This window comes from Neisseria sp. P0017.S009 (assembly GCF_051957375.1).
GTDB classification, from domain to species: Bacteria; Pseudomonadota; Gammaproteobacteria; order Burkholderiales; family Neisseriaceae; genus Neisseria; species Neisseria perflava.
This window is the reverse complement of sequence record NZ_JBQCWL010000001.1, coordinates 174852-196185: the sequence shown is the minus strand read 5'-3', so window position 1 is coordinate 196185 and position 21334 is coordinate 174852. Positions and strand designations below refer to the sequence as shown.

At 46.0% G+C, this 21334-nt stretch carries 24 protein-coding genes and 1 pseudogene; 7 read left to right on the top strand and 18 right to left on the bottom strand.

All coding sequences use genetic code 11. From position 1 onward, the window contains the following. Positions 1-8 precede the first annotated feature (8 nt). Entirely contained in the window at positions 9-1484 is a 1476-nt protein-coding gene (gene trpE, locus ACTHTG_RS00935) for an anthranilate synthase component I (protein WP_440360433.1), read from the bottom strand. Positions 1485-1620: 136 nt separating this feature from the next. Further along, positions 1621-1998, bottom strand: coding sequence for a hypothetical protein (locus ACTHTG_RS00930; protein ID WP_440360432.1), 378 nt, complete (start codon positions 1996-1998; stop codon positions 1621-1623). A 136-nt stretch (positions 1999-2134) separates the two neighbouring features. Here ACTHTG_RS00930 and ACTHTG_RS00925 point away from each other — a divergent pair, with 136 nt between their 5' ends. Next, positions 2135-2755: a Smr/MutS family protein gene (locus ACTHTG_RS00925; protein WP_004519803.1), complete on the top strand. Its 621-nt coding sequence runs from the start codon at positions 2135-2137 to the stop codon at positions 2753-2755. 51 nt (positions 2756-2806) lie between these two features. Here ACTHTG_RS00925 and ACTHTG_RS00920 read toward each other — a convergent pair whose 3' ends face one another. The 6 genes from ACTHTG_RS00920 to dnaB all read right to left on the bottom strand — a co-directional run bounded on the left by ACTHTG_RS00920 (position 2807) and on the right by dnaB (position 7653). Then, complete coding sequence (locus ACTHTG_RS00920; protein ID WP_004519802.1) at positions 2807-3295, bottom strand: PilX family type IV pilin; 489 nt, start codon at positions 3293-3295, stop codon at positions 2807-2809. A gap of 4 nt (positions 3296-3299) precedes the next feature. Continuing rightward, on the bottom strand, positions 3300-3845 hold the full coding sequence (locus tag ACTHTG_RS00915; RefSeq protein WP_004519801.1) for a pilus assembly PilX family protein: 546 nt from the start codon (positions 3843-3845) through the stop codon (positions 3300-3302). Continuing rightward, on the bottom strand, positions 3824-4759 hold the full coding sequence (locus tag ACTHTG_RS00910) for a PilW family protein (protein ID WP_004519800.1): 936 nt from the start codon (positions 4757-4759) through the stop codon (positions 3824-3826). The genes ACTHTG_RS00915 and ACTHTG_RS00910 overlap by 22 nt, the downstream gene beginning before the upstream one ends. Positions 4760-4761: 2 nt before the next feature. After that, positions 4762-5409 (bottom strand): type IV pilus modification protein PilV, encoded by a 648-nt coding sequence (gene pilV / locus ACTHTG_RS00905; RefSeq protein WP_198400584.1) that lies wholly within the window; start codon positions 5407-5409, stop codon positions 4762-4764. 15 nt (positions 5410-5424) lie between these two features. Beyond that, positions 5425-6090 (bottom strand): pilus assembly FimT family protein, encoded by a 666-nt coding sequence (locus ACTHTG_RS00900; protein WP_004519798.1) that lies wholly within the window; start codon positions 6088-6090, stop codon positions 5425-5427. A gap of 156 nt (positions 6091-6246) precedes the next feature. Further along, positions 6247-7653, bottom strand: coding sequence for a replicative DNA helicase (gene dnaB, locus ACTHTG_RS00895; protein WP_440360431.1), 1407 nt, complete (start codon positions 7651-7653; stop codon positions 6247-6249). 154 nt (positions 7654-7807) lie between these two features. Here dnaB and ACTHTG_RS00890 point away from each other — a divergent pair, with 154 nt between their 5' ends. Together ACTHTG_RS00890 and ACTHTG_RS00885 are read left to right on the top strand one after the other, a co-directional pair. Continuing rightward, a complete protein-coding gene (locus ACTHTG_RS00890; RefSeq protein ID WP_003683473.1) occupies positions 7808-8389 on the top strand; it encodes a superoxide dismutase in 582 nt (193 codons plus the stop codon). 70 nt (positions 8390-8459) lie between these two features. Further along, positions 8460-8690: a histidine phosphatase family protein gene (locus tag ACTHTG_RS00885; protein ID WP_198400583.1), complete on the top strand. Its 231-nt coding sequence runs from the start codon at positions 8460-8462 to the stop codon at positions 8688-8690. 55 nt (positions 8691-8745) lie between these two features. On the opposite strand, the pseudogene ACTHTG_RS00880 reads toward ACTHTG_RS00885, so the two are convergent. Further along, positions 8746-9323: pseudogene (locus ACTHTG_RS00880) on the bottom strand (NAD(P)H-dependent oxidoreductase). A 45-nt stretch (positions 9324-9368) separates the two neighbouring features. Between ACTHTG_RS00880 and ACTHTG_RS00875 the strand changes: the two are divergent. The 4 genes from ACTHTG_RS00875 (at position 9369) to ACTHTG_RS00860 (ending at position 12169) form a co-directional block, all read left to right on the top strand. After that, entirely contained in the window at positions 9369-9611 is a 243-nt protein-coding gene (locus ACTHTG_RS00875; RefSeq protein WP_004519793.1) for a polymorphic toxin type 50 domain-containing protein, read from the top strand. Positions 9612-9617: 6 nt separating this feature from the next. Next, positions 9618-9920, top strand: a complete 303-nt coding sequence (locus tag ACTHTG_RS00870; protein WP_004519792.1) for a hypothetical protein — start codon at positions 9618-9620, stop codon at positions 9918-9920. A gap of 52 nt (positions 9921-9972) precedes the next feature. Further along, the gene (locus tag ACTHTG_RS00865) at positions 9973-10272 is read left to right on the top strand and encodes a hypothetical protein (RefSeq protein ID WP_004519791.1); all 300 of its coding nucleotides are present in this window, start codon (positions 9973-9975) and stop codon (positions 10270-10272) included. Between the two features lie 355 nt (positions 10273-10627). Then, on the top strand, positions 10628-12169 hold the full coding sequence (locus ACTHTG_RS00860; protein WP_039862148.1) for an L-lactate MFS transporter: 1542 nt from the start codon (positions 10628-10630) through the stop codon (positions 12167-12169). 58 nt (positions 12170-12227) lie between these two features. On the opposite strand, the gene ACTHTG_RS00855 is transcribed toward ACTHTG_RS00860, so the two are convergent. The 9 genes from ACTHTG_RS00855 to rpsA all read right to left on the bottom strand — a co-directional run bounded on the left by ACTHTG_RS00855 (position 12228) and on the right by rpsA (position 21207). Then, positions 12228-13073 (bottom strand): DUF817 domain-containing protein, encoded by an 846-nt coding sequence (locus ACTHTG_RS00855; RefSeq protein WP_004519788.1) that lies wholly within the window; start codon positions 13071-13073, stop codon positions 12228-12230. 33 nt (positions 13074-13106) lie between these two features. After that, a complete protein-coding gene (ispG, locus tag ACTHTG_RS00850; protein WP_039862169.1) occupies positions 13107-14372 on the bottom strand; it encodes a flavodoxin-dependent (E)-4-hydroxy-3-methylbut-2-enyl-diphosphate synthase in 1266 nt (421 codons plus the stop codon). Between the two features lies 1 nt (position 14373). Then, on the bottom strand, positions 14374-15258 hold the full coding sequence (locus tag ACTHTG_RS00845; RefSeq protein ID WP_049336589.1) for a helix-turn-helix domain-containing protein: 885 nt from the start codon (positions 15256-15258) through the stop codon (positions 14374-14376). Next, positions 15259-16014, bottom strand: coding sequence for a type IV pilus biogenesis/stability protein PilW (gene pilW / locus ACTHTG_RS00840; protein WP_308538317.1), 756 nt, complete (start codon positions 16012-16014; stop codon positions 15259-15261). Between the two features lie 8 nt (positions 16015-16022). After that, entirely contained in the window at positions 16023-17111 is a 1089-nt protein-coding gene (gene rlmN / locus ACTHTG_RS00835; RefSeq protein WP_003683577.1) for a 23S rRNA (adenine(2503)-C(2))-methyltransferase RlmN, read from the bottom strand. Positions 17112-17279: 168 nt separating this feature from the next. Further along, positions 17280-17705: a nucleoside-diphosphate kinase gene (ndk, locus tag ACTHTG_RS00830; protein ID WP_004519785.1), complete on the bottom strand. Its 426-nt coding sequence runs from the start codon at positions 17703-17705 to the stop codon at positions 17280-17282. Between the two features lie 94 nt (positions 17706-17799). Further along, positions 17800-18936 carry a cell division protein ZapE gene (zapE, locus tag ACTHTG_RS00825; RefSeq protein ID WP_308538318.1) on the bottom strand — a complete coding sequence of 379 codons (1137 nt, stop codon included), beginning with the start codon at positions 18934-18936 and terminating at the stop codon, positions 17800-17802. Between the two features lie 260 nt (positions 18937-19196). Further along, on the bottom strand, positions 19197-19511 hold the full coding sequence (locus ACTHTG_RS00820) for an integration host factor subunit beta (protein WP_003678992.1): 315 nt from the start codon (positions 19509-19511) through the stop codon (positions 19197-19199). A 10-nt stretch (positions 19512-19521) separates the two neighbouring features. Continuing rightward, on the bottom strand, positions 19522-21207 hold the full coding sequence (gene rpsA, locus ACTHTG_RS00815; protein WP_440360430.1) for a 30S ribosomal protein S1: 1686 nt from the start codon (positions 21205-21207) through the stop codon (positions 19522-19524). Between the last annotated feature and the right edge of the window lie 127 nt (positions 21208-21334).

Below are 21334 nucleotides of genomic sequence, written 5' to 3'. Positions count from 1 at the left end.
TCTGAAAATTATTTATCCAGCCCTTCTTGCACCATTTGCGCTGCACGGATTACTGCACGGGCTTTGTTTTGGGTTTCCTGCCATTCGGAGGTTGGGTCGGAGTCTGCAACTACGCCTGCGCCGCTTTGGACGAAGAGAGTATTGTTTTTAATCACTGCGGTGCGGATGGCAATGGCCAAGTCCATATCGTTGTTGAAACTCCATACGCCGACTGCGCCGCCGTAGATGCCGCGTTTGCTCGGTTCGACTTCTTCGATGATTTCCATGGCGCGGACTTTGGGAGCGCCGGAAAGTGTGCCTGCCGGGAAAGTGGCGGCAAGGATATCCATGTTGGTCATACCGTCTTTCAGACGGCCTTCGACGTTGGAGACGATGTGCATCACATGGGAATATTTTTCAATGACCATTTTGTCGGTGACTTTGACTTCGCCGGTTTTACTGATGCGGCCAACGTCGTTGCGTCCTAAGTCAATCAACATGACGTGCTCGGCAATCTCTTTGGCATCGCTCAGCAGGTCTTGTTCGTTGGCGAGGTCTTCGGCTGGTGTTTTGCCGCGCAGGCGTGTACCGGCGATAGGACGGACGATGACATCGTCTCGTTCGCGGCGGACGAGGATTTCGGGCGAAGAGCCGACAATATGGAAATCGCCAAAATCGTAGTAGAACATATACGGCGATGGGTTCAGCGTACGCAGGGCGCGGTATAGGGCAAGCGGATTGTCGGTAAATTCCATGTTCATGCGTTGGCTGGGGACAACCTGCATGCAGTCGCCTGCAAAGATGTAGTCTTTGATTTTGTTGACGCAGGCTTTGAAAGGTTCTTCTCCAAATTCGCTGACTGCTTGGGTTTGCTTGCTGCCGAGGGAAAGCGGGATGGCACAACTTTGGCGTAACTGGGTACGGATGTCTTCAAGACGTTCGCGTGCGCGTTCGTAGCCGTTGGCTTGAGAGGGATCGGCATAAACAATCAGGTAGATTTTGCCGCTTAGGTTATCCACTACTGCAAGCTCTTGCGAGAGCATCAGGAGGATGTCGGGCGTACCGAGGGGATCGGCTTTGGCAGTATGTTTCAGGCGGTGGGCAAAATGTTCGAAATTGTAGATGGTTTCATAACCGAAATAGCCGACCAGGCCGCCGGTAAAGCGCGGCAGGCTTGGGATTTCGGGCGTTTTGAAGCGGTTGTGGAAGGCTTCGATAAAGGGTAGTGGATTGCCGTCGTGTTGTTCGACGATTTCGCCGTTTTGATACACGTCGACATGTTTACTGCTGGTTTTGAGATAATGGCTGCAAGGCAGACCGATAAAGGAATAGCGGCCGAAGCGTTCGCCACCGACAACAGATTCGAGCAGGTAGGTGAAAGGTTTGTTGGCAAGTTTGAGGTAGATTGAGAGCGGTGTGTCCAAGTCGGCAAGCAGCTCTTGAACGAGTGGAATGCGGTTGTAACCTTGTGCGGCTTGGGCTTGGTATTCTTGTTTGCTGATCATCTTGATAAGTCTTTCAGACGGCCTGTTTTAGGGTGTTAAATCGTGTGAAGAGTATAGCATTTTATTGGGATTGTTGACAGTCTGAGCGTTATGTCAGATATGGAAAACGCCGTCTGAAAAAAGACGGCGCTAGGTATTAGGCAAGGGTATTGGAGATTTTGTTTTTCCGGCTTTGTTTCCACTTGAAGACATAAGCGGCAACAACGGGAATCAGGGCGATAATGGATTTGAATGTCCAGCCTGAATACCATGTGCCTTCGGGAACATCGCTTGCAAGCCAAGTGAAGTACGGCCACCAGCAGGCAACCAGGCTGCCGAGGAACAGCGGCCAAATATGACGGCTTAAGTTGCGTTGCCATAAAAGGAAACAGATGGCCGCCCAAACTAAAGTCAGTACGGTAATCAGGAGAATGGTGTAGGCATCTGAAATCAGGATGGCGGCAAAGTAGTAGCTGAGTCCGACCCATAATAGGGCAAGGATCAAGACGATGATTTCTTCCGGGCGTTTAAACATATTTTCTCTCTTTTATAAGACTGGCAATGCGTTAATACTATACCCTAAACAAGAAGCGATGATAAGAGTCTTTCAGACGGCCTTGTAGCCGGGTTTGCTATAATGTGCGCAATCAATTTTTTGGAAAGGACAAACCATGACGGCAAACTTTCAAGAAACGCTGAAGGCTTTGGGCAAACAGGCGAAAAAGGAAGCCGCGGAGCGGGAAGCCGAAGCGAAGGCTAAAAAGCTGGTAGAGGATGTAGATTTCAGCAAGGCGGTTGGCAAGGTTACGCCGTTGAAAAATGCCGGCAACTATTATGAACAGCCTCGTGATAAATCACCTATCAAGCCGCGACCTAAAGAAATGGCGACTTTGGAGCAGGAAGATTATTTTTATGTGGGCAACGGCGGCTGGGAAGAGCCGCCGGCTTCGTTCAGTAAAAACGGGCAGGGTAAAAATGATTTGATGCGTTTGCGAAACGGCCATTATCCCGTGGTGGCGGATGTAGATTTGCATGGCTATACGCAGGAGGAAGCGCAGCAGGTATTGAACGAATTTATTGAGTTTACGAAAAAACGCGGCGTTTGCGGAGAGATTGTCCACGGTAGTGGCTTGGGTTCTGCAGGCTATAAACCGGTTTTGAAAAATATGACGCGTCGCTGGTTGATGCAGCATCCTGATGTGTTGGCTTATGTCGAGCCTCGACAAGGCAATGATGGCGCAGTCAGGATCTTGTTGAAGCGTCAACGTCGGGACGATGATTGGAAGCAGTAAAATAAAAAAGCAGTGTCGATAAAATGACACTGCTTTTTTATGGTTGTCAGACTAAGAAGATTTCTTTTTGGAAATTGATTCGCAACCTTTTCCATTGGTCATTGCGGTTTTGAAATTATTGGCTGAATCAATATCAGTGCATTTGTAAGCATTGCCCAAACTATCCATCCAAACGGAAAGGGTATAGCCTGTTTTGGTGGGTATGGCTTTCAAACGATAGGCTCGGCTTGTACTAGCATCAATCATTTCGGCGGAGTATTTGTATTTGTCTGCCAAATCTTTATGGCCTTTATATGAGGAAATAAAGTCATCCAACTGAGTTTTAACCTCATCAGTTTTCCACTTTGGATTTTTAACCATCTGGTTTTTAAAAGCGGAATTGATGGCGACTAACTCGGCATGCGCTTGTGATTGGTAGCCGCGTTCAATGTAGCGGTTGTAAGAGGGAATGGCAATGATGCTTAGAATGGCTAAGATGGCGACGGCAATCATCATCTCAACCAGCGTAAAGCCTAGTTGTTGGGTAGAGGTGGTATTCATTTTATTATTCGCTGGCAACGTAAGACTGAAGAATGACTTGGGTATTGGCATTCTTACCCCATGCCTTGGCTGTAACACGGTAGGTAATTCGACCCTCAGTAGTTTTGCCTAAATATTCGATAATGTAGCGTGGATTGTTTGCGATGCCGCTTTTTTTATCTAAAGGATATTCCGTACCATTGGCGTCAATACACAGGTTTTTGTCGCATTTGCGCTTCCAAGCATCTACGGTTGGGCTACCCTCTTCAGTAAAATCGCCATTGGATTTTACGTTTGGTGTGGAACATAAACCTTTTTCACATTTTGCGGTAAAAGTAGTCTTTTTACCTTCAATATCAAAAATTTGATTTTCACCTTCACGCAGTGCCGCTTCTGCTAGGGTGGTTGCCAGTTTGCGGTCGGCATCATTGGTGCTGATACGCTGTTCAGTATTGTAGGACTGGGTGGCTGTGACCACGAGCAGGGCGATGACGACCATCATCATTAAGACGATAAACAAAGCATAGCCCTGCTGCCGGTCAGGTTTGATTAGAGTGATCGGTCGGCGCATACGTTTCCTCCGCGGATAGTGGCATTAATATTATAGATATCGACTTTATTGTCTTTTTCTGTTGAGGAATCAATGCTGCCGCCATTCAGTACGATTTGGATAGAAGCCGGAGATTTAGCCTCAGGTGAGATATCCAATTTATCTGCACGCACAAAGTTTTCTTCACTTGTGGCACTGGTAGATGCATTGGGCGCATCGGAACAGTTGGCATAAAAATAATGGATTTTCATAGACTCGATATCTTTAATCAGTAGCTGTGGGTTGTTCCATGAGCCATCATCAGATAATTGGAAACGGAATAAGCCGATCTCTTTGCCAAGTTTACCGACAGCGTAGGCAATTATTTCATGTTTCATGATGGCGATACTGCCGTCTTGATCAGAGTTGGTAATTTTTAAAGCCGATTTTGCCGCAGCCAAATCTTTAATTTCTGTGTGAGGTTTGGCAATACCGTAGCAGCTGCTGGCAATGGCAGTTTTTTCAGTTGAGTCTGCTTTGTCGATACCGTATTGGAACAGCAGGGCTTTGCCGGTTTGAGCAAAGCCGGTATAGCTTAATTTATTGATTTCTTTAACAGGTAACAGCTTATTAACACCGGCTGTTTTCAAGGCATATTCATCTGAGCTTTTGTCTTCTATCACTGCAGAGGCAGGAAAATTCGCCATATTGAAGCAGCCGAAATTACCTGCCATACGCGCATCGCGGACGATCATATTGGCGGCGTTGCGCAAATCTTGTTGGATACCGATACGGGCGTTAGCAGATTTGTTCAATCCGCGTGCAGTAAAGTAGGTGGAGCTGACAGCCATTAGGACGATCATGCTGAGCAGGCTGGCAACCAGAAATTCAAGGATGCTAAAACCGCGCATCGCGGTTTTATTGGGAATATGGTTGAGTAAGCGTTTATTGTTCATTGTTAGTCTCTTACGCGTGATTGGTAGGTATAGACAACGTGATGCCCCGATGTGTTGAGATTTTTTGCGCTATTTTCTTCTTCGACATCTTGCAACCATAAAACTTTCACGATGGTCGTGTCGCCTTTGCCATCGCATTTTGCGTTAAACCCATTTTCGTAAGTCGGCTCTGCACCGGAAGAATCTTTACAGATGGTCGAGAAGACTTGGGCTTCGGGAAGGGCTTTGGCTAAGTCGGCCTTAAACTGGGCAATTTGCGCCTGCGCAAGTTGCGCTTTGGTCATTTTGGCTTCAAATTTTGCAGTTTGTTTAGAGTCTGATTTGAGGTAGGCATCGTAGGATTTTTTATAACGGGTAGTTTTTTCGCCTGCAGTATCGGTTTCTTCAAAGAGCGTCGGATTAATGAGCATGCCTTCAATCAAATTTTGCGTAATTTGGGCGACTGTGGTTTGATTTTCAGACTCACGCACGTTGGATACGGTACGTAATTGAACAGCCAGAAGGGCCAGTACGCCGATAGCAAGGACAAACATGGCAATCAAAACTTCAATCAGGGTCATGCCTGATTGAAGTTTTGGAGTAAAGCTTGTTGAGCTCGTTTTCAGACGGCCTTTAAATAATCTGAGATGAGTAGGATTAGTAATGTTCATAAGATACCGTTGTTATTATTTGGAAGAGTATTCGCACATTTTGCGCTCATCGTTTTTAGCACAGATTTCGACATGCCCATTGCCATTGATTAAAAGTACGGTAGCACGGGCTTTCTTGGTTTCAGCATCGGTGGCGGATTTATCCGTCAGGCTGATTTTGATGTGGCCGTCTGAAAATTGATAATTCTTTCCATCGATTGAATGGCCAAATGTACCATTGGGAAGAAATCTCCACCAGACTTCTTTTGGAGCTGAAGCAGAGAGGGCAGAACGGTCATTGCCGATAGGGATATAGTTAAAGCTGTATTCCACTTTGTCAGTATCTCCATTAAGGATAATGGAGCGGATGGATAAATCGACAGTATCGTTTTGATAGCGTAAGTCTTCGTTTTTATCGGCGTAGGCCAACATACCATTACCGGCATATTTGGAATCGCAACCATTATTGGGCGAGCCATCGGATTTGATTTTGACCGGGCAGATGTAAACGGGAAGATTGAGACGGACGGCCTCATTTCGCGCGAAGCGCAGCAGATTGGCAATTTGCTCTGCTTGCGATGCTGCACGTCTGGAGGCAATCCATTGATTCATATTGGGAAGTGCGATGACGGCCATTACTGCTGCAATAGTAATGACGATCAGCAACTCAATTAGGGTGAAGCCTTTTTGTGTCTGATACATGAGTGATTTTTGGTAGTAATGTGTTGGGTAACTGACGTTTTCTCTTTTGCATTTGCCTGTGGCAATGCTTTTGCTTTTATTAGATTTATTTTAAACGATTTTGTAATGCGTGACTAATGAAATATGAAATTCGGTTAGTTTTTCAGACAATCTGTCTCAATCTTCCATCAACATGGATTCTGGAACATAGGCGGCATTATCAAATTTGGTAAATTGACCCATCCAAGTGAGGAATACTTTCCCGACGGGACCGTTACGGTGTTTACCGATAATACATTCCGCCAAGCCTTTTGCGGGTGATTCTGAGTTGTAGTATTCATCACGATACATAAACATAATCAAGTCGGCATCTTGTTCGATTGCGCCGGATTCACGCAAGTCGGACATCATCGGGCGTTTGTCGGTACGCTGCTCAACGGTACGGCTTAACTGCGACAGTGCAATGACGGGAACTTGCAATTCTTTGGCTAATGCTTTGAGTGAGCGGGAAATTTCGCCAAGCTCGGAAGCGCGGTTGTCAGAACGGCCGGAGCCTGACATTAATTGCAGGTAGTCGATGACGATCAAGCCCAATTTACTGTTGAACTGGCGGGCAAGACGACGGGCGCGGGCGCGCAGTTCGAGTGCAGTCAAACCCGGCGTTTCATCGATATACATGGGTGCATCGGAGAGTTTAACGACCGCCTCGTTCAGACGGCCCCAGTGTTCGTCTTGTAATCTGCCGGTTTTTAAAACGCTTTGATCCAAACGTCCGACAGAACCCAGCATACGCATAACCAGCTGCGCACCGCCCATTTCCATCGAGAATACGGCAACAGGCAGCTTGCCCTCTACGGCAACGTGTTCTGCGATGTTGATCGAAAAGGCGGTTTTACCCATGGAAGGACGGCCTGCGACGATGATCAAATCGCCCGGTTGGAGGCCTGATGTTTTTTTATCGAGGTCGATAAAGCCTGTCGATATACCGGTTACTTCATCAGGATTGTCGCGCGAATAAAGCATATCGATGCGCTCGACCACTTCTTTCAAAAGGTCGGGCATCTCAAGGAAGCCTTGTTTGGATTTGGCGGTACTTTCGGCAATTTGGAATACTTTGTTTTCCGCCTCGTCCAAAAGCTGACCTGCATCGCGCCCTTGTGGATTGTATGCGCTACGCGCAATTTCCGTGCCGACTTCGGCAAGCTGGCGCATGATGGAACGTTCTCGCACGATTTCGGCGTAGCGGCGGATATTGGCAGCGGATGGCGTGTTTTGCGCCAGTGTAATCAGATAGTTGAATCCGCCTGCTGCTTCCAATTCTTCATTGCGTTCCAAACTTTCTTGAACGGTAATGACGTCGGCAGGGCGGCTTTCGTTAATCAGGTTGGCAATGGCACGAAAAATCAGGCGGTGTTCGTGGCGGTAGAAATCCTCGCCGGAAACGACATCGGCAATACGGTCCCAAGCAGAATTTTCCAGCATCAGGCCGCCCAATACGGATTGCTCCGCTTCTGTGGAATGTGGCGGCAGTGATAATGCGCTGATTTCACGGTCTTCAGACGGCATATCGGAATAATTGCTCATGACGGGCATCTCTGGCTGGAAAATTGTAATCCGCTATTATAACGCAGTGTAAGTTCAATTGGTTTGTTTAGGCTAAAGCAGGTAAAATAGCTATGTTGTCAATATGACGACGTACACTACCAAAATATAAATATCAATAATTAGGAGCATAAAAATGGAACACAAGCTGCCACAATTGCCTTATGAACTGGATGCGTTATCTCCCCATCTGACCAAAGAAACTTTGGAGTTTCACTACGGCAAACACCATCAAACTTACATCACCAATTTGAACAATCAAATCAAAGGCACTGAGTTTGAAGAAATGCCTTTGGAAGAAATCGTGAAAAAATCTTCCGGCGGTATGTTCAACAACGCTGCCCAAACTTGGAACCACACTTTCTACTGGCTGGGCTTTACCCCTAAAGGCCAAGGCAAACCTGCCGGCGAATTGGCTGCAGCCATCGACGCCAAATGGGGCAGCTTCGAGAAATTTCAAGAAGCGTTCAATGCTTGCGCGGCCGGTACTTTCGGCTCCGGTTGGGCATGGTTGGTGAAAACACCTGCCGGTGAATTGGATCTGGTTTCTACTTCCAATGCAGGTACTCCGCTGACTACTGAAAACACTCCGCTGTTGACTTGCGACGTATGGGAACACGCCTACTACATCGACTACCGCAACAGCCGTCCTAACTACCTGAAAGGTTTCTGGGAAATTGTTAACTGGGATGAAGTTGCCAAACGCTTCGCCGCATAAAACGATATGAGTGAAAAGGCCGTCTGAAAATTTTTCAGACGGCCTGAAACCTTTGAACAATTAGCAGTACGTGCAATGGCCGCCCTTTACGATACATCAATCGGGCGCTAATATTTTAGTGGTATCGCATGGTCATACCCTGCGGCTTTTATTGTCCTTACTAGGCGGAGCGACTTGGGAAAACCATCGTGATGAGGGTAAATCCGTGTCATTGTTGCATACTTCAATCAGTATTGTGAAATATGATAGTGAAAGCGGTTTTCATATTGAGCAGCTTAACGATGTGGCTCATTTACAATGATCACACCCATTCATCAATAATAAAAAAGTGGGCATTTTACCCACCTTTTTTGCCATTAGCCGAATACTTTTTCTAAGTGTGCTTGGTAGTCTGCTAAGTATTGTTCCACTTGTGGATTTTTAATCACATCGTTACATAAGAATGTCGGCAGACGGGTCAAACCGATGAACTCATTGAGTTTGTGGAAGTGCATATACAACGCATCCACGCCTTTGCCTTCGAAAAAATCGCCTTCTCGGGTGAAGGCCTCAATCGGCGCATTCCAAGTAAGCGAGAGCATGTTTTTTTGCCTTGCAACAAACCACCTGTGCCGTAGCCTTCTATCGGATTGACACGATGGCGGCCATCACTGTGGTAAAGCTTGCCGTGTCCGGCAGTTAATACTTCGTCTATGTATTTTTTCACTGTCCAAGGTTCGTGCATCCACCAGCCTGGCATTTGCCAAATCACGGCATCCATCCACAAGAATTTTTCGATTTCTGCTTCAACATCATAGCCCGCATTAATCACGGTTTCTTGTACATTGTGTCCAAGTGCGGTCAAAACTTCTTTCGCTTTTTTGTGAAGCGTATGGTTCAACTCACCATGCGAATGACCAAACTCTTTTCTACCGTCTAGTAATAAAATATTCATCTTTTTGCCCCTAAAATAAATAATTATAAAAATGGGGCTATCATTATGCCTTTTTACTGCATCTTTATCACTGTAAGTTTAGATTCTTTAAAAGGTTATGTAGGAACTGGACAGCAGGTGGGAAAAACTGAAATTGGGCTTCCTGGTTCTAAAGAAAGGGTGAACTTCAATAAAAATATCGGTATTTATATCGATCCTGTTACAGGAAATCAAACCCCAACAACTATGGGGATTATTCATTATAGTAAAAATGGATATCATGTAGTTCCGGCTAAACCAAAGGAATAATAGTCTATGAATAATGACATTATAAGATTAAGAATTGTTACCCAAAATGCCTTGATAGGTAAAATTACCAAAGAGGTTAGAGGTGTTTATGTAAGAATCAATGAAAATTGTATAAGTATTTATATCGTTATTGATGGAGATATCTCTACCTATTGGAATGAAGAGATTTATAAAATTGGTACAGATATTATTTCTAATTTTGGTGAGGATTATACTATTGATGAGAATTTAGTTAGGATTGATTACCCTAAATATTTATCTTTTGATAATTATATATGTGTATATAAGCGCCATGAAAAATATGAATAAGATTGGAACTATTTATTTATGAGAAGGATTTAAAAAGAATTAAGGATTAATAATGTTTGGTATTTTCTTTAAAGATAAAGGTACATCTTTTGATAATGGATATGGGATGCATATTTTGGCTTCAATCTCTTTAGGTGAATATGTAGAAGAATTACATATTCCAATAGACTATTGGGGTATTGAAGAATATAAAAATAGCTGGGCTACATCTATAGCTGATGGGATAGAAAAAAAGCAACATTCAGTACTTATTACATCTATGCATGAGCCAGAATCTTTAAATTTTATTTCTACATGGATTATTTATTATGATGGGGAAATTTCTTATAAAAGTGCATTCACCTACCAATAGACGCAAGTCATTTTGTAGTAATTTTGGTGCGCCACCCAAATATCCTTTCCCCGAACTGCGATTATTTGCCGAATTTTATGCATACTGTTCAACAACTCCCTGAAAATGCCCTTACTACGCGTTTGAATTTTTTCCGCCAATACGGTCAACTTGAGACTTTTGCAAAGGTCTCGGCCTTTTTGTCGATATTGGCGTGAAGAAATGGTTTAGATGAATGTTTTTTCTGTCTGATGCGCAAAATTATCATGGAGCAGAAAAAAGGATAAACGGGAGATTATGCTAAAATATTGTCAACAATTTTCTGATTCCGCATGATATGGAATCAGCGTTTGACACACATAGACAAGAGGATTTTATGAAATTTCTAGACCGTGAGGCGACCATTGCCAAACCCGGCTTTAATCGTTGGCTGGTACCGCCTGCCGCTTTGGCCGTGCATCTTGCCATCGGGCAGATATACGCTTATTCCGTGTTTAATGCGCCGCTGACCAAGCTTATCGGTATTACTGAGTCGGCTGCAGGAGATTGGAAGCTGACCACGGTCGGTTGGATTTTCAGTATTGCCTTGGCGATGTTGGGCGCGTCTGCGGCCATGTTCGGTACATGGATGGAGCGCGTTGGGCCGCGTAAGGCGATGTTTGTTGCCGCCTGCTGTTTTAGTTTGGGCTTTTTTGTGTCGGCTATTGGCGTTCATACGCACAATCTGTTTTTGCTTTATTTGGGTAACGGTGTGATTGGTGGGGTTGGTTTGGGCTTGGGCTATATCGGGCCTGTATCGACTTTGATGAAATGGTTTCCCGATAAACCGGGTATGGCGACAGGCTTGGCGATTATGGGTTTTGGTGGTGGCGCGATGCTGGCCTCGCCTTTATCCGTGTCGCTGATGAATTTTTTCTCCAGTGAAACTTCAGTTGGCGTAGCGCAGGCTTTTGTCGTTTTAGGATTGTTTTATTTGGTGTTGATGATGTTCGGCGCGTTTACGATCCGTGTACCTGCCGATGGCTGGAAACCTAAAGGTTATGTTGCGCCGAAAAACAAAAGCAAATTGGTCAGCAGTAATCATGTCAATGTCTCACAAGCCATGAAAACGCCGCAATTCTGGCTCTTGTTTTGGGTGTTGTGCTTGAACGTGACAGCGGGTATCGGCGTTCTAGGTCAGGCTTCCGTCATGATTCAGGAGCTTTTTTCCGAGGCATCTGTAGGAAAACAAGCGGCAATTGGTGCGGGTGCGGCGGCAGGTTTTGTGAGTCTGTTGAGTCTGTTTAATATGGGCGGCCGCTTTTTGTGGTCCAGCGTGTCCGACAAAATTGGCCGTAAAAATACTTATACTATTTTCTTTGTGCTCGGCTCGCTGTTGTATTTTGCCATTCCGTCGATTGGCGAGAGCGGTAACAAGGCTTTGTTTGTCATTGGTTTCTGCGTCATCATTTCCATGTATGGCGGCGGTTTTGCAGCCATTCCGGCGTATTTGAAGGATTTGTTCGGCACTTATCAAGTCGGGGCAATACACGGCAGGATTTTGCTGGCATGGTCAACTGCGGCTGTTATTGGCCCGGTGTTGGTCAACTATATCCGCCAAAGCCAAATTGAAAGTGGCGTTCCGGCTGCTGAAGCTTATAGCATTACCATGTACATCATGGCAGGTTTGTTGATTGTTGGTTTGTTGTGTAATTTGAGTGTCCGTTCTGTTCATGAAAAGCATCACGAGAAAGACATTAAGGTCGCGGCACATAGTGGCAATCCCGATGATGAAACCGCTGTATCCGATGCTTATCTGATCAGCAAGAAAGTATCAGCGGGCGGTATCGGCGTATGGTGGCGTTGGGCTTTGGTCTGCATTCCTTTGGGCTATGGCGTCATTATGGTGTTTGTTAAAGCCTTAAGTTTGTTTAATTGATTGTTGAAAATTAGAGGCCGTCTGAAAGTTTCAGACGGCCTTTTAAAATATTAAGCAACTAATCTTTTGATACGCTGATGGTATGTTTGATGTGTTTTAAATTCGCAACGATGGTAAAAGTCATCATCACCAGTAAAGCCCATGAACTCCATTTGCTGATGTGTACCGATGCCCACGCGCCGATTTGGTTGGGATAGCGCCAAACGCCGAATAGGGTTCCCAAATTTTCCGCCAGCCAAATAAAAAATCCGATCAGGACGAAAGCGAGCAGGAGCGGCATTTTGCGAGTGGTGTCATAGGGCGTGTATAAGACCGTTGTCCGGGCATATAGGCCGAGAGCGAAAGCAGCAAGATACCAGCGATAGTCGCCGATATAGTGATGGGTGAAGAAATTGATATAAATCGCCAGTGCGCACAAAGTACCCAACCAATACGGCGGATGGCTTTTGATTTTTAAGTCAAACAGCCGCCATGCTTGAATGATATAGCTGCCGACTGCGGCATACATAAAGCCTGCAAACAGCGGTACGCCGCCGATTTTGGTATAAGCCTCATCCGGATAGCTCCATGATTGGATATCGCCTGATGTCTTGAACCACTCTAAAGCAAAGCCCACCAAGTGAAACAGCGTAATCGATTTCACTTCATCCCAAGTTTCTAGCTTGAAATACAGCATGGCTGCTTGTATGGAGATGGCAAAAATCAGCAGCAGGTCGTAGCGCGAAATTCCCAACAAGCCTGTTTTCGGAACGAGGAACATGGCAATGAAAAACAAGCCTGCAAATAAGCAGGCTCGTGCTTCTTTCAAACCGAAAAACCAAAATTCAACGATAAAGCGTCGCCAACCATGCAAATCCTTGCGTTTGGGATGTTCAGTCAGCCAAGTATCCAGTTTGCCCAACATATTTTCAGACGGCCTCTTTATCTTGAAAATGTTTTAGGCAGATTGAATCGGAATAACGCGGTTTTGCTTACGTTTTGCGCCACCTTCGCAATAGTTGGTTTTGACATAATCTTCAACGATTTGTAAAAACTCGGCAGCGATATTGTCGCCTTTGAGGGTAACTTTCCGTTCGCCGTCTACATAAACCGGCGCAACCGGTGTTTCGCCTGTACCTGGCAGGCTGATACCGATATCGGCAAGTTTGCTTTCGCCCGGGCCATTGACTACGCAACCCATTACGGCAACGTTCAATGATTCAACGCCTGGATACTCAGTGCGCCAAATAGTCATTTTTTGACGTAAATAGTTTTGTACGTCTTGCGCCAATTCTTGGAATACGGTACTGGTGGTACGGCCGCAACCCGGGCAGGCTGTAACCATTGGCGTAAAGGAGCGTAAGCCCATGGTTTGCAGGATTTCCTGACCGACAATGACTTCTTGTGTACGTGGGGAGCCAGGTTCGGGCGTAAGGGAAATTCGAATGGTGTCGCCGATACCTTCTTGCAACAATACGGACAAAGCTGCGGTGGAAGCCACAATGCCTTTGCTACCCATGCCCGCCTCGGTCAGGCCGAGATGGAGCGGGTAACGGCAACGGCTGCCTAATTCGCGGTAAACCTGAATCAAGTCTTGTACGGCGCTGACCTTGCACGACAAAATGATTTTGTCTTCAGGCAAGCCCAAAGCCACGGCTTTTTCTGCCGATTCCAGCGCCGAAACAATCAAAGCCTCTTTCATGATTTCTTCAGGCGGCTTCGGTGTGGCAGAAGCTAGGTTGGCATCCATCATACGTTTGGCAAGGCTTTGATCAAGCGAACCCCAGTTCACACCGATGCGTACGGCTTTATTGTTTTCTGCCGCTGTACGAATCATAAAGGCAAATTTCTCATCGCCTTTTGCGCCTTTACCGACATTGCCTGGGTTGATGCGGTATTTAGACAGGGCCTTGCCGCACTCAGGAAATTCGGCCAATAAGCGTTCGCCATTGAAATGGAAGTCGCCGATCAGGGGCGTGGTGTAGCCCATATCGTCTAAGCGGCTGCGGATTTCGGCTACTTTGGAAGCCGCTTCAGGAGTATTAACCGTGATACGGACCATTTCTGAGCCGGCATCGCTCAACTCTTTGACCTGTCGGGCTGTTGCTTCTGCATCTGCGGTGTCGGTATTGGTCATAGATTGCACAACAACGGGCGCATCGGAGCCGATGATGAGATGGTCAATTTTGACTTGATGTGTCTGACGGCGTTTAGGTGTGGTCATTTTAGTTTTTTCCTGCAACAAAAGAGGCGGATTTTTCACCGGCAACACGGTATTTCAAAGGTTCGATAGGTGTGCCGCCGTAATTGGCTTCCGAGCCGGCTGCAATACCGATCCAAACATTGTAAGGTGCGCCGCCTCTCAGACGTTGTTCGCTTCCGGCTGGAACGATACGGCTGAATACAACTTTTCCATCTTTGTCTGCAATAATCAGATTGCTTCGGTATTGGACTTTAATCCAAAGTTCGTCTTTCTCAACTTTGACAGCAGGTTTCTCTTCTTGTACGGCGGCGGAAGCTGCTGAGGCTGCTTGATCATTGGCCACTTCAGGCTTATTGGTGATTTCTTTTTTGCCGTCTTCCGTCATTTCGCTAACGGCAACATTATCCGTTTTTAAGGCAGGCGTTTTCATCGTATCAGCAACATCTTTGCTGTTTTGAATATTTGCCTGTTCGTTTTCAAAACTGGATTTGCTTTGCCAAAAGTAAACGCCGCCTACAGCCAAAGCCAATGCGGCTATCCCCAATATCCATTTTGGGAAGCCCTGCTTTTCAGTATCTGTGAAGCTTAAGCCGGAGTTGGTGCTGCGTGTTACCGCGTATACATGGTCTTCAAGTTGCGGAGTAATGGAGCGCAAATGTTTGGCGATGATTTGTTCGTCGATTTTCAGAAATCGTGCATATGAACGCAGATAACCTGAAACAAAGACTAAACCGGGAAAGCCGGAATATTCCCCTTTTTCCAAAGCATCAATTTGTTCGGTAGACAGTTTCAAACGTGAAGCAACATCTTGAATATCGATTTTGGCATCAGTTCTGTGTTTGCGTAATTCATCCCCCAATGTTTTGGCGGCTTGTGTGTCGTAGTTGATTTTATCGTTATTTTCCATTTATTGGCCTGTTGTGACGGTTTGTAGTTCGTCTGAATAAGGGAAGTTTGCCCTAAGTTGGGCTTCGTATTCGTATGCGGCGTGTTTATTACCCAAGGCGGTAGCCAAGCGCCAGCCTAAAAGCAAATCGTCAGCCTGCAGGACATCAACTTTGCTTTGGTATTGGCGGAAATAATAGTCGGCATCGTTCAGATTTCCTGCCATCATTTTGGTTCGGGCAAGTTCTTTGAAAGCAGGGAAGAATTGCGGATTCGCTGCTAAAGACCTTTCCAAATAGGCTTGGGCTAAAGAGTATTGGCCTAACCTTGCACTGCAAATGCCTTTATTCATATTGGCAATAAAGGGGCTTGGGTAGGTTGGATCGGCCAGTGCTTTGTCAAAATAAGCCAAAGATTCGGCCGGTGCATTCATTTGATTGCACAAGAACCAACCGTAGTTGTTGTTGACTTCTGCGCTATCAGGTTTTAAAGACAACGCTTTAAGAAAACTTTCCTGAGCTTTGTCTTTGACTTTCAAATACTGATAAATCTCGGCGCGTACCAACCAAGCAAGGTCATTTTTTGAATTGAACTTAAGCGCCTCTTCGATACTTTCTGTGGCTTGGCGATAGTTTTGGCCGCGCATATATTCCACAGCCAGTTGGGTTTTGATATTAGAAACTTGAATGGCACGTTCTTTAGGGCTTGGGCCGGAAGAGGATGCGCAGGCAGAAAGAGTCAGTGCGGTAAGTAAAGCGAATCCGAACTTGATTTTCATAATTAACCTTATTGTTCGACCAAAATCTGTTGCCATTTTTGTTGACGGCGTGTTTTATCTTGTACTTGTCCGGCCAGTTGTCCGCAAGCGGCATCGATATCGTCGCCGCGGGTTTTGCGGACAGTAACGACAAAGCCGGCTTGTTGCAGAATATCGCGGAAGACACGGATATTTTCATTGGTAGAACGTTCGTAGCCGGAGTTTGGGAAAGGATTGAACGGAATCAGATTGAATTTGCAGGGTACGTCTTTAACCAATTCAATCAATTCGCGCGCATGTTGCGCTTTATCGTTGATGCCGTCAAGCATAACGTATTCAAAGGTAATAAAGTCGCGGGGGGCTTTGACCAAATAACGTTGACAGGCCGCCATCAATTCTTTGAGCGGGTATTTTTTGTTGAGGGGAACAATCTGATCGCGCACTTCATCGTTGGATGCGTGTAAAGATACAGCCAAAGCAACAGGCATTGCATCACGCAGTCTGTCCATTTGTGGAACCATGCCCGAAGTGGAAACAGTCACGCGACGGCGGCTCAAGCCGTAACCGTGATCATCCAGCATAATGCTCAAAGCGGTAACAACATTGTCAAAGTTTGCCATGGGTTCGCCCATGCCCATCATCACGACGTTGGAGATAACGCGTTCGTTTTTAGGGGTAACGCCCATGGCTTTATTGGCCCACCAAAGCTGACCGATGATTTCAGCGGCAGTCAGGTTGCGGTTGAAACCTTGTCGTCCAGTAGAGCAGAAGGTGCATTCTAATGCGCAACCTACTTGGGAAGAGATGCACAAAGTACCGCGTTCAGCTTCGGGAATAAAGACGGTTTCTACACCGTTGCCCGTGCCGACATCCAGCAACCATTTGCGTGTACCGTCCGTAGATTCTTGTGCCATCATTAATTTGGGCACTTCGATTGTGGCTTGTTCATTCAGCTTGGCACGCAATGATTTGGCCAAGTCAGTCATTTCTTCAAAGTTTTGTGCACCCGCTTGATGCATCCAACGCATTACCTGCTTGGCACGAAAAGGCTTTTCGCCCATTTCGGCAAAGTGTTGCGTCAGTCCGTTTAAATCGTAATTCAGTAGATTGGTTTTCATGTATTTTTATGTTTCTCAGTAAAGCTTTTAAAGCAAAGGGGCTTATTGGGCAGCTTTGCTTTAAAAGCCTTTGGGTTTTCAGACGGCCTTTAATTTGTAGGACATACAAAGCAGTTTTGCCGTCCGATATAAATCGGACGGCCGTAAAGCGGCTACAGGCTTTTACTCTTAGCGTGGGCAGATTTCGCTTTGGCTGAAGAAGTAAGCAATTTCAATCGCAGCATTTTCAACGCTGTCAGAACCATGTACGGCATTAACACTGACAGATTCTGCAAAGTCGGCACGGATTGTGCCCGGAGCTGCATCGGCTGGATTGGTTGCGCCCATCAATTCGCGATTTTTGGCAACGGCGTTTTCACCTTCCAATACTTGAATCATAACAGGATTGCGAGTCATGAATTTAACCAAGTCTTCATAAAAAGGGCGATCTTTATGTACAGCATAAAACTCTTTTGCTTCACGCTCAGAGAGATGTTTCATTTTCGCCGCAATAATGCGCAAGCCGTTTTCTTCAAAGCGGCTGTAAATCTTGCCGATGACGTTTTTTTCTACCGCATCGGGTTTGATGATGGAAATCGTACGTTCGATGGCCATGTTATGTCCTTGTTTTTATTAATAGGTAAATTGCCGTAGCCAAGAGGCGAGGGAAGTGTATTCTACCAAATTTCGCCCCTTTTTGGGAAAGGCATTATTTGCTTAAAGTCAGGTGTGGTTGTTCCAAATAGACTTCAGATTGCATTTCGATCATACGGCTGGCTGTACGGGTAAATTCTTCGGCAAAATCGCCTTCAACGTAAATATCGTTTACGCCAACTGCGCTAGTGGCGCACAGCTTCACACGGAAATCGTATAAAACGTCAATTAACCATGTCAGACGGCGTGCTTCCGCTTTTTCTTGCGGGGTTAGACGTTCTAATCCTGAAAGGAAAACCATCTCGTAATGTTCGGCTAAATACAAATAGTCAGCTTGTGAGCGCGGGCCAAAACATAATGCACGGAAATCAAACCAGATGGCGCGTTCTGACTGGGCTTTATGGGGGATTTCCCGTCCATGGATAATGCTGATGCCTGGGTTTAATTCAGAGATTCCGTTCATTTCTTTAAATAAAGCAGCGAGTTTTTGCTCGTTTTCTTCATTATTGGGGACAAAGAAAATTTCGGCAGGACGCAGTGTACGCAAGCGGTAATCTTCGCCGCCATCTACATTTAAAACGGTCAGGTTGGACTCGATAAGGGCGATGGTTGGCAGAAAGCTACTGCGGTTTTGGCCTTGAGGATAGAGTTCGGATGGAGCGTAGTTGGAAGTGGCTACCAAGACTACACCTTCACTCAACAGGTTTTCCAGCAAGCGACCCAAAATCATGGCATCGGCAATATCACTAACGTGAAACTCGTCAAAGCATAATACACGTGTTTCTTTGGCAATTTCTGTTGCAACGGCTTTTAAAGGGTTAGCTTCGCTTTTCAAGACTTTAAGGCGTTGATGGATTTCGGCCATGAAGGCATGGAAATGCACGCGACGCTTACGACGATAGGGAAGACAGCCGAAAAAAGCATCCATCAAAAAGCTTTTACCGCGTCCTACGCCGCCATAAAAATAGAGTCCTTTAGGTACTTGAGGGGAACGCAAGCTACGGCCGAGAAAACGGTTGCGTTTGCGTTTGAACATCATCAGCTCGGTCCACAAACGATCCAAATATTCAATGGCTCGCGCTTGGGCTTCGTCGCGGATGAAGTTGGGCTGTTCGGCTGCAGCCTGATACCAAGTCAATGGGCTGTGGTTTTCAAATGGAGGTGGTGTGAATAGTTGGTCTCTATTGCTCATGTGTAACCTTTATTATGCTTTACTGGCGATAGTTGAAACATCATCCACAATAGTTTGGACAGTAGTTGGAATGATGTTTTCATTACAGAATAGTCGGTCTATTATAAATGATTTCAGACGGCCTGCGTTTTTTGCAAAAGCATTGTAGTAAATATAGTTGAAATAGTGTGTGATTGAGGTATACGTGAAAAGAGTCGGCTTTGGTATTTCTTGAGAAAACAAAAAAACGCCGCATTTCTGCGGCGTTTTGCTACTAAGTATTAATGAGCACTTTCTTGCAATGCCAAGTCTACACGCTCACGCAACTCTTTACCCGGTTTGAAGTGAGGAACATGCTTTTCAGGCACTTCCACGCGTTCGCCGGTTTTCGGGTTGCGCCCGATACGGGCAGGGCGGTGGTTCAAGTCGAAGCTGCCGAAACCGCGGATTTCGATACGTTGTCCACGAGCCAGTGAACGGGTCATGGTATCAACCAAGACTTTTACACTGTATTCGACATCTTTAGCCAGCAGTTGGTTGCCATTTTTTTCGGCAAACACTTCTGCAAGGCGAACCATCAATTCAGACTTCGTCATGTCTGCAACCTTATTCTTGGTCGCCGGACAGTTTGGCTTTCAGCAAGTCGCCCAGGCTGGTAGTACCGGCATTGGCAGTTGCAGCGGCGTTAACTGAATTCAGCGCTTCGCGGTTTTCTTTAGCGTCTTTCGCTTTAACAGACAGACGGATGCTGCGGTTTTTGCGGTCAACGGTAACGATAACGGCTTCAACTTCGTCGCCTTCTTTCAGTTTGGTAGTCAGGTCTTCAACGCGGTCAGCAGCGAATTCAGAAGCAGGCAGGTAGCCTTCAACTTCTTCAGACAGAGCGACTACGGCACCTTTGGCGTCAACAGATTTCACAGAACCTTTAACCAAAGAACCTTTGTCGTTTACGCTGATGAAGTTGCCGAACGGATCACCTTCCAGTTGTTTGATACCCAAAGAGATACGTTCTTTTTCAACGTCGATGGCCAATACAACGGCTTCAACTTCTTCGCCTTTTTTGTATTTGCGTACAGCTTCTTCGCCGGCTTCAGTCCAAGACAGGTCGGACAAGTGAACCAGGCCGTCGATGCCGCCAGGCAGACCTACGAATACGCCGAAGTCAGTGATAGATTTAACTGCGCCGGAGATTTTGTCGCCTTTGTTGTGGTTGGCGGCAAATTCTTCCCAAGGGTTAGCTTGGCATTGTTTCATACCCAAAGAGATACGGCGGCGCTCTTCGTCGATTTCCAGGATCATTACTTCAACTTCGTCACCCAATTGAACAACTTTGCTTGGGTGTACGTTTTTGTTGGTCCAATCCATTTCGGAAACGTGTACCAAACCTTCGATGCCTTGTTCGATCTCAACGAATGCACCGTAGTCAGTCAGGTTGGATACTTTACCGAACAGGCGGGTACCTTGTGGGTAACGACGGGTCAGGCCGCTCCAAGGATCTTCGCCCAGTTGTTTCATACCCAAGGAAACACGTTGTTTGTCTTGGTCGAATTTCAGGACTTTAGCTTCTACTTCTTGACCAACTTCCAAAACTTCGCTTGGGTGTTTTACACGGCGCCATGCCAAGTCGGTAATGTGCAACAGACCGTCGATGCCGCCCAAGTCAACGAATGCACCGTAATCGGTGATGTTTTTAACGATACCTTTGATAACTGAACCTTCTTGCAGGTTTTCCAGCAAGGCTTTGCGTTCTTCGCCCAAAGTAGCTTCCAGAACAGCGCGGCGGGACACAACAACGTTGTTGCGTTTTTTGTCCAGTTTGATCACTTTGAATTCAATTTCTTTGCCTTCGAAGTGAGAAGTGTCTTTTACAGGACGTACATCAACCAAAGAACCCGGCAGGAATGCGCGGATGCTGTTGATCATAACAGTCAGACCACCTTTGACTTTGCCATTGATAACGCCAGACAGGATGTCGCCGTTTTCCATAGCTTCTTCCAAAGCGATCCAGTCGGCAGCACGTTTGGCTTTTTCGCGGGACAGTTTGGTTTCGCCGAAGCCGTTTTCAACAGATTCGATGGTAACGGTAACGAAATCGCCAACTTTAACTTCAATCTCGCCCTGAGCGTTTTTGAATTCAGCAACATCAATCAGAGATTCTGATTTCAGACCTGCGTTAACGGTAACGAAGTTTTGATCGATGCCGACTACTTCGGCAGTAATCACTTCACCTGGGTTCATCTCTTGCAGGGTAAAGCTTTCTTCCAGCAGCTGGGCAAAATTTTCCATAGTCATATATACTCTTTTCGGTACACCGCCAAGGGGTGCGGGTTAGGTTTGAAATGACCTGCCGTCCTTGGCGCGGCAGGTTGGGAAATGTTTTCAGACGGCCTTGTTATAGGGTTAACAGGCCGTCTGAAAT

Excerpts from the sequence above, each read along its gene's own strand:
- rlmN (WP_003683577.1), bottom strand. The coding sequence starts at position 17,111 with ATGAAAACCAATCTACTGAATTACGATTTAAACGGACTGACGCAACAC.
- ACTHTG_RS00900 (WP_004519798.1), bottom strand. The coding sequence starts at position 6,090 with ATGTATCAGACACAAAAAGGCTTCACCCTAATTGAGTTGCTGATCGTC.
- ACTHTG_RS00855 (WP_004519788.1), bottom strand. The coding sequence starts at position 13,073 with ATGTTGGGCAAACTGGATACTTGGCTGACTGAACATCCCAAACGCAAG.
- ACTHTG_RS00910 (WP_004519800.1), bottom strand. The coding sequence starts at position 4,759 with ATGAACAATAAACGCTTACTCAACCATATTCCCAATAAAACCGCGATG.
- ACTHTG_RS00915 (WP_004519801.1), bottom strand. The coding sequence starts at position 3,845 with ATGCGCCGACCGATCACTCTAATCAAACCTGACCGGCAGCAGGGCTAT.
- pilW (WP_308538317.1), bottom strand. The coding sequence starts at position 16,014 with ATGAAAATCAAGTTCGGATTCGCTTTACTTACCGCACTGACTCTTTCT.
- trpE (WP_440360433.1), bottom strand. The coding sequence starts at position 1,484 with ATGATCAGCAAACAAGAATACCAAGCCCAAGCCGCACAAGGTTACAAC.
- ACTHTG_RS00875 (WP_004519793.1), top strand. The coding sequence starts at position 9,369 with ATGCCTTTTTACTGCATCTTTATCACTGTAAGTTTAGATTCTTTAAAA.
- ACTHTG_RS00930 (WP_440360432.1), bottom strand. The coding sequence starts at position 1,998 with ATGTTTAAACGCCCGGAAGAAATCATCGTCTTGATCCTTGCCCTATTA.
- rpsA (WP_440360430.1), bottom strand. The coding sequence starts at position 21,207 with ATGACTATGGAAAATTTTGCCCAGCTGCTGGAAGAAAGCTTTACCCTG.
- ACTHTG_RS00870 (WP_004519792.1), top strand. The coding sequence starts at position 9,618 with ATGAATAATGACATTATAAGATTAAGAATTGTTACCCAAAATGCCTTG.
- ACTHTG_RS00820 (WP_003678992.1), bottom strand. The coding sequence starts at position 19,511 with ATGACGAAGTCTGAATTGATGGTTCGCCTTGCAGAAGTGTTTGCCGAA.
- pilV (WP_198400584.1), bottom strand. The coding sequence starts at position 5,409 with ATGAACATTACTAATCCTACTCATCTCAGATTATTTAAAGGCCGTCTG.
- zapE (WP_308538318.1), bottom strand. The coding sequence starts at position 18,936 with ATGAGCAATAGAGACCAACTATTCACACCACCTCCATTTGAAAACCAC.
- ACTHTG_RS00860 (WP_039862148.1), top strand. The coding sequence starts at position 10,628 with ATGAAATTTCTAGACCGTGAGGCGACCATTGCCAAACCCGGCTTTAAT.
- ndk (WP_004519785.1), bottom strand. The coding sequence starts at position 17,705 with ATGGCCATCGAACGTACGATTTCCATCATCAAACCCGATGCGGTAGAA.
- ispG (WP_039862169.1), bottom strand. The coding sequence starts at position 14,372 with ATGACCACACCTAAACGCCGTCAGACACATCAAGTCAAAATTGACCAT.
- dnaB (WP_440360431.1), bottom strand. The coding sequence starts at position 7,653 with ATGAGCAATTATTCCGATATGCCGTCTGAAGACCGTGAAATCAGCGCA.
- ACTHTG_RS00865 (WP_004519791.1), top strand. The coding sequence starts at position 9,973 with ATGTTTGGTATTTTCTTTAAAGATAAAGGTACATCTTTTGATAATGGA.
- ACTHTG_RS00920 (WP_004519802.1), bottom strand. The coding sequence starts at position 3,295 with ATGAATACCACCTCTACCCAACAACTAGGCTTTACGCTGGTTGAGATG.
- ACTHTG_RS00925 (WP_004519803.1), top strand. The coding sequence starts at position 2,135 with ATGACGGCAAACTTTCAAGAAACGCTGAAGGCTTTGGGCAAACAGGCG.
- ACTHTG_RS00845 (WP_049336589.1), bottom strand. The coding sequence starts at position 15,258 with ATGGAAAATAACGATAAAATCAACTACGACACACAAGCCGCCAAAACA.
- ACTHTG_RS00890 (WP_003683473.1), top strand. The coding sequence starts at position 7,808 with ATGGAACACAAGCTGCCACAATTGCCTTATGAACTGGATGCGTTATCT.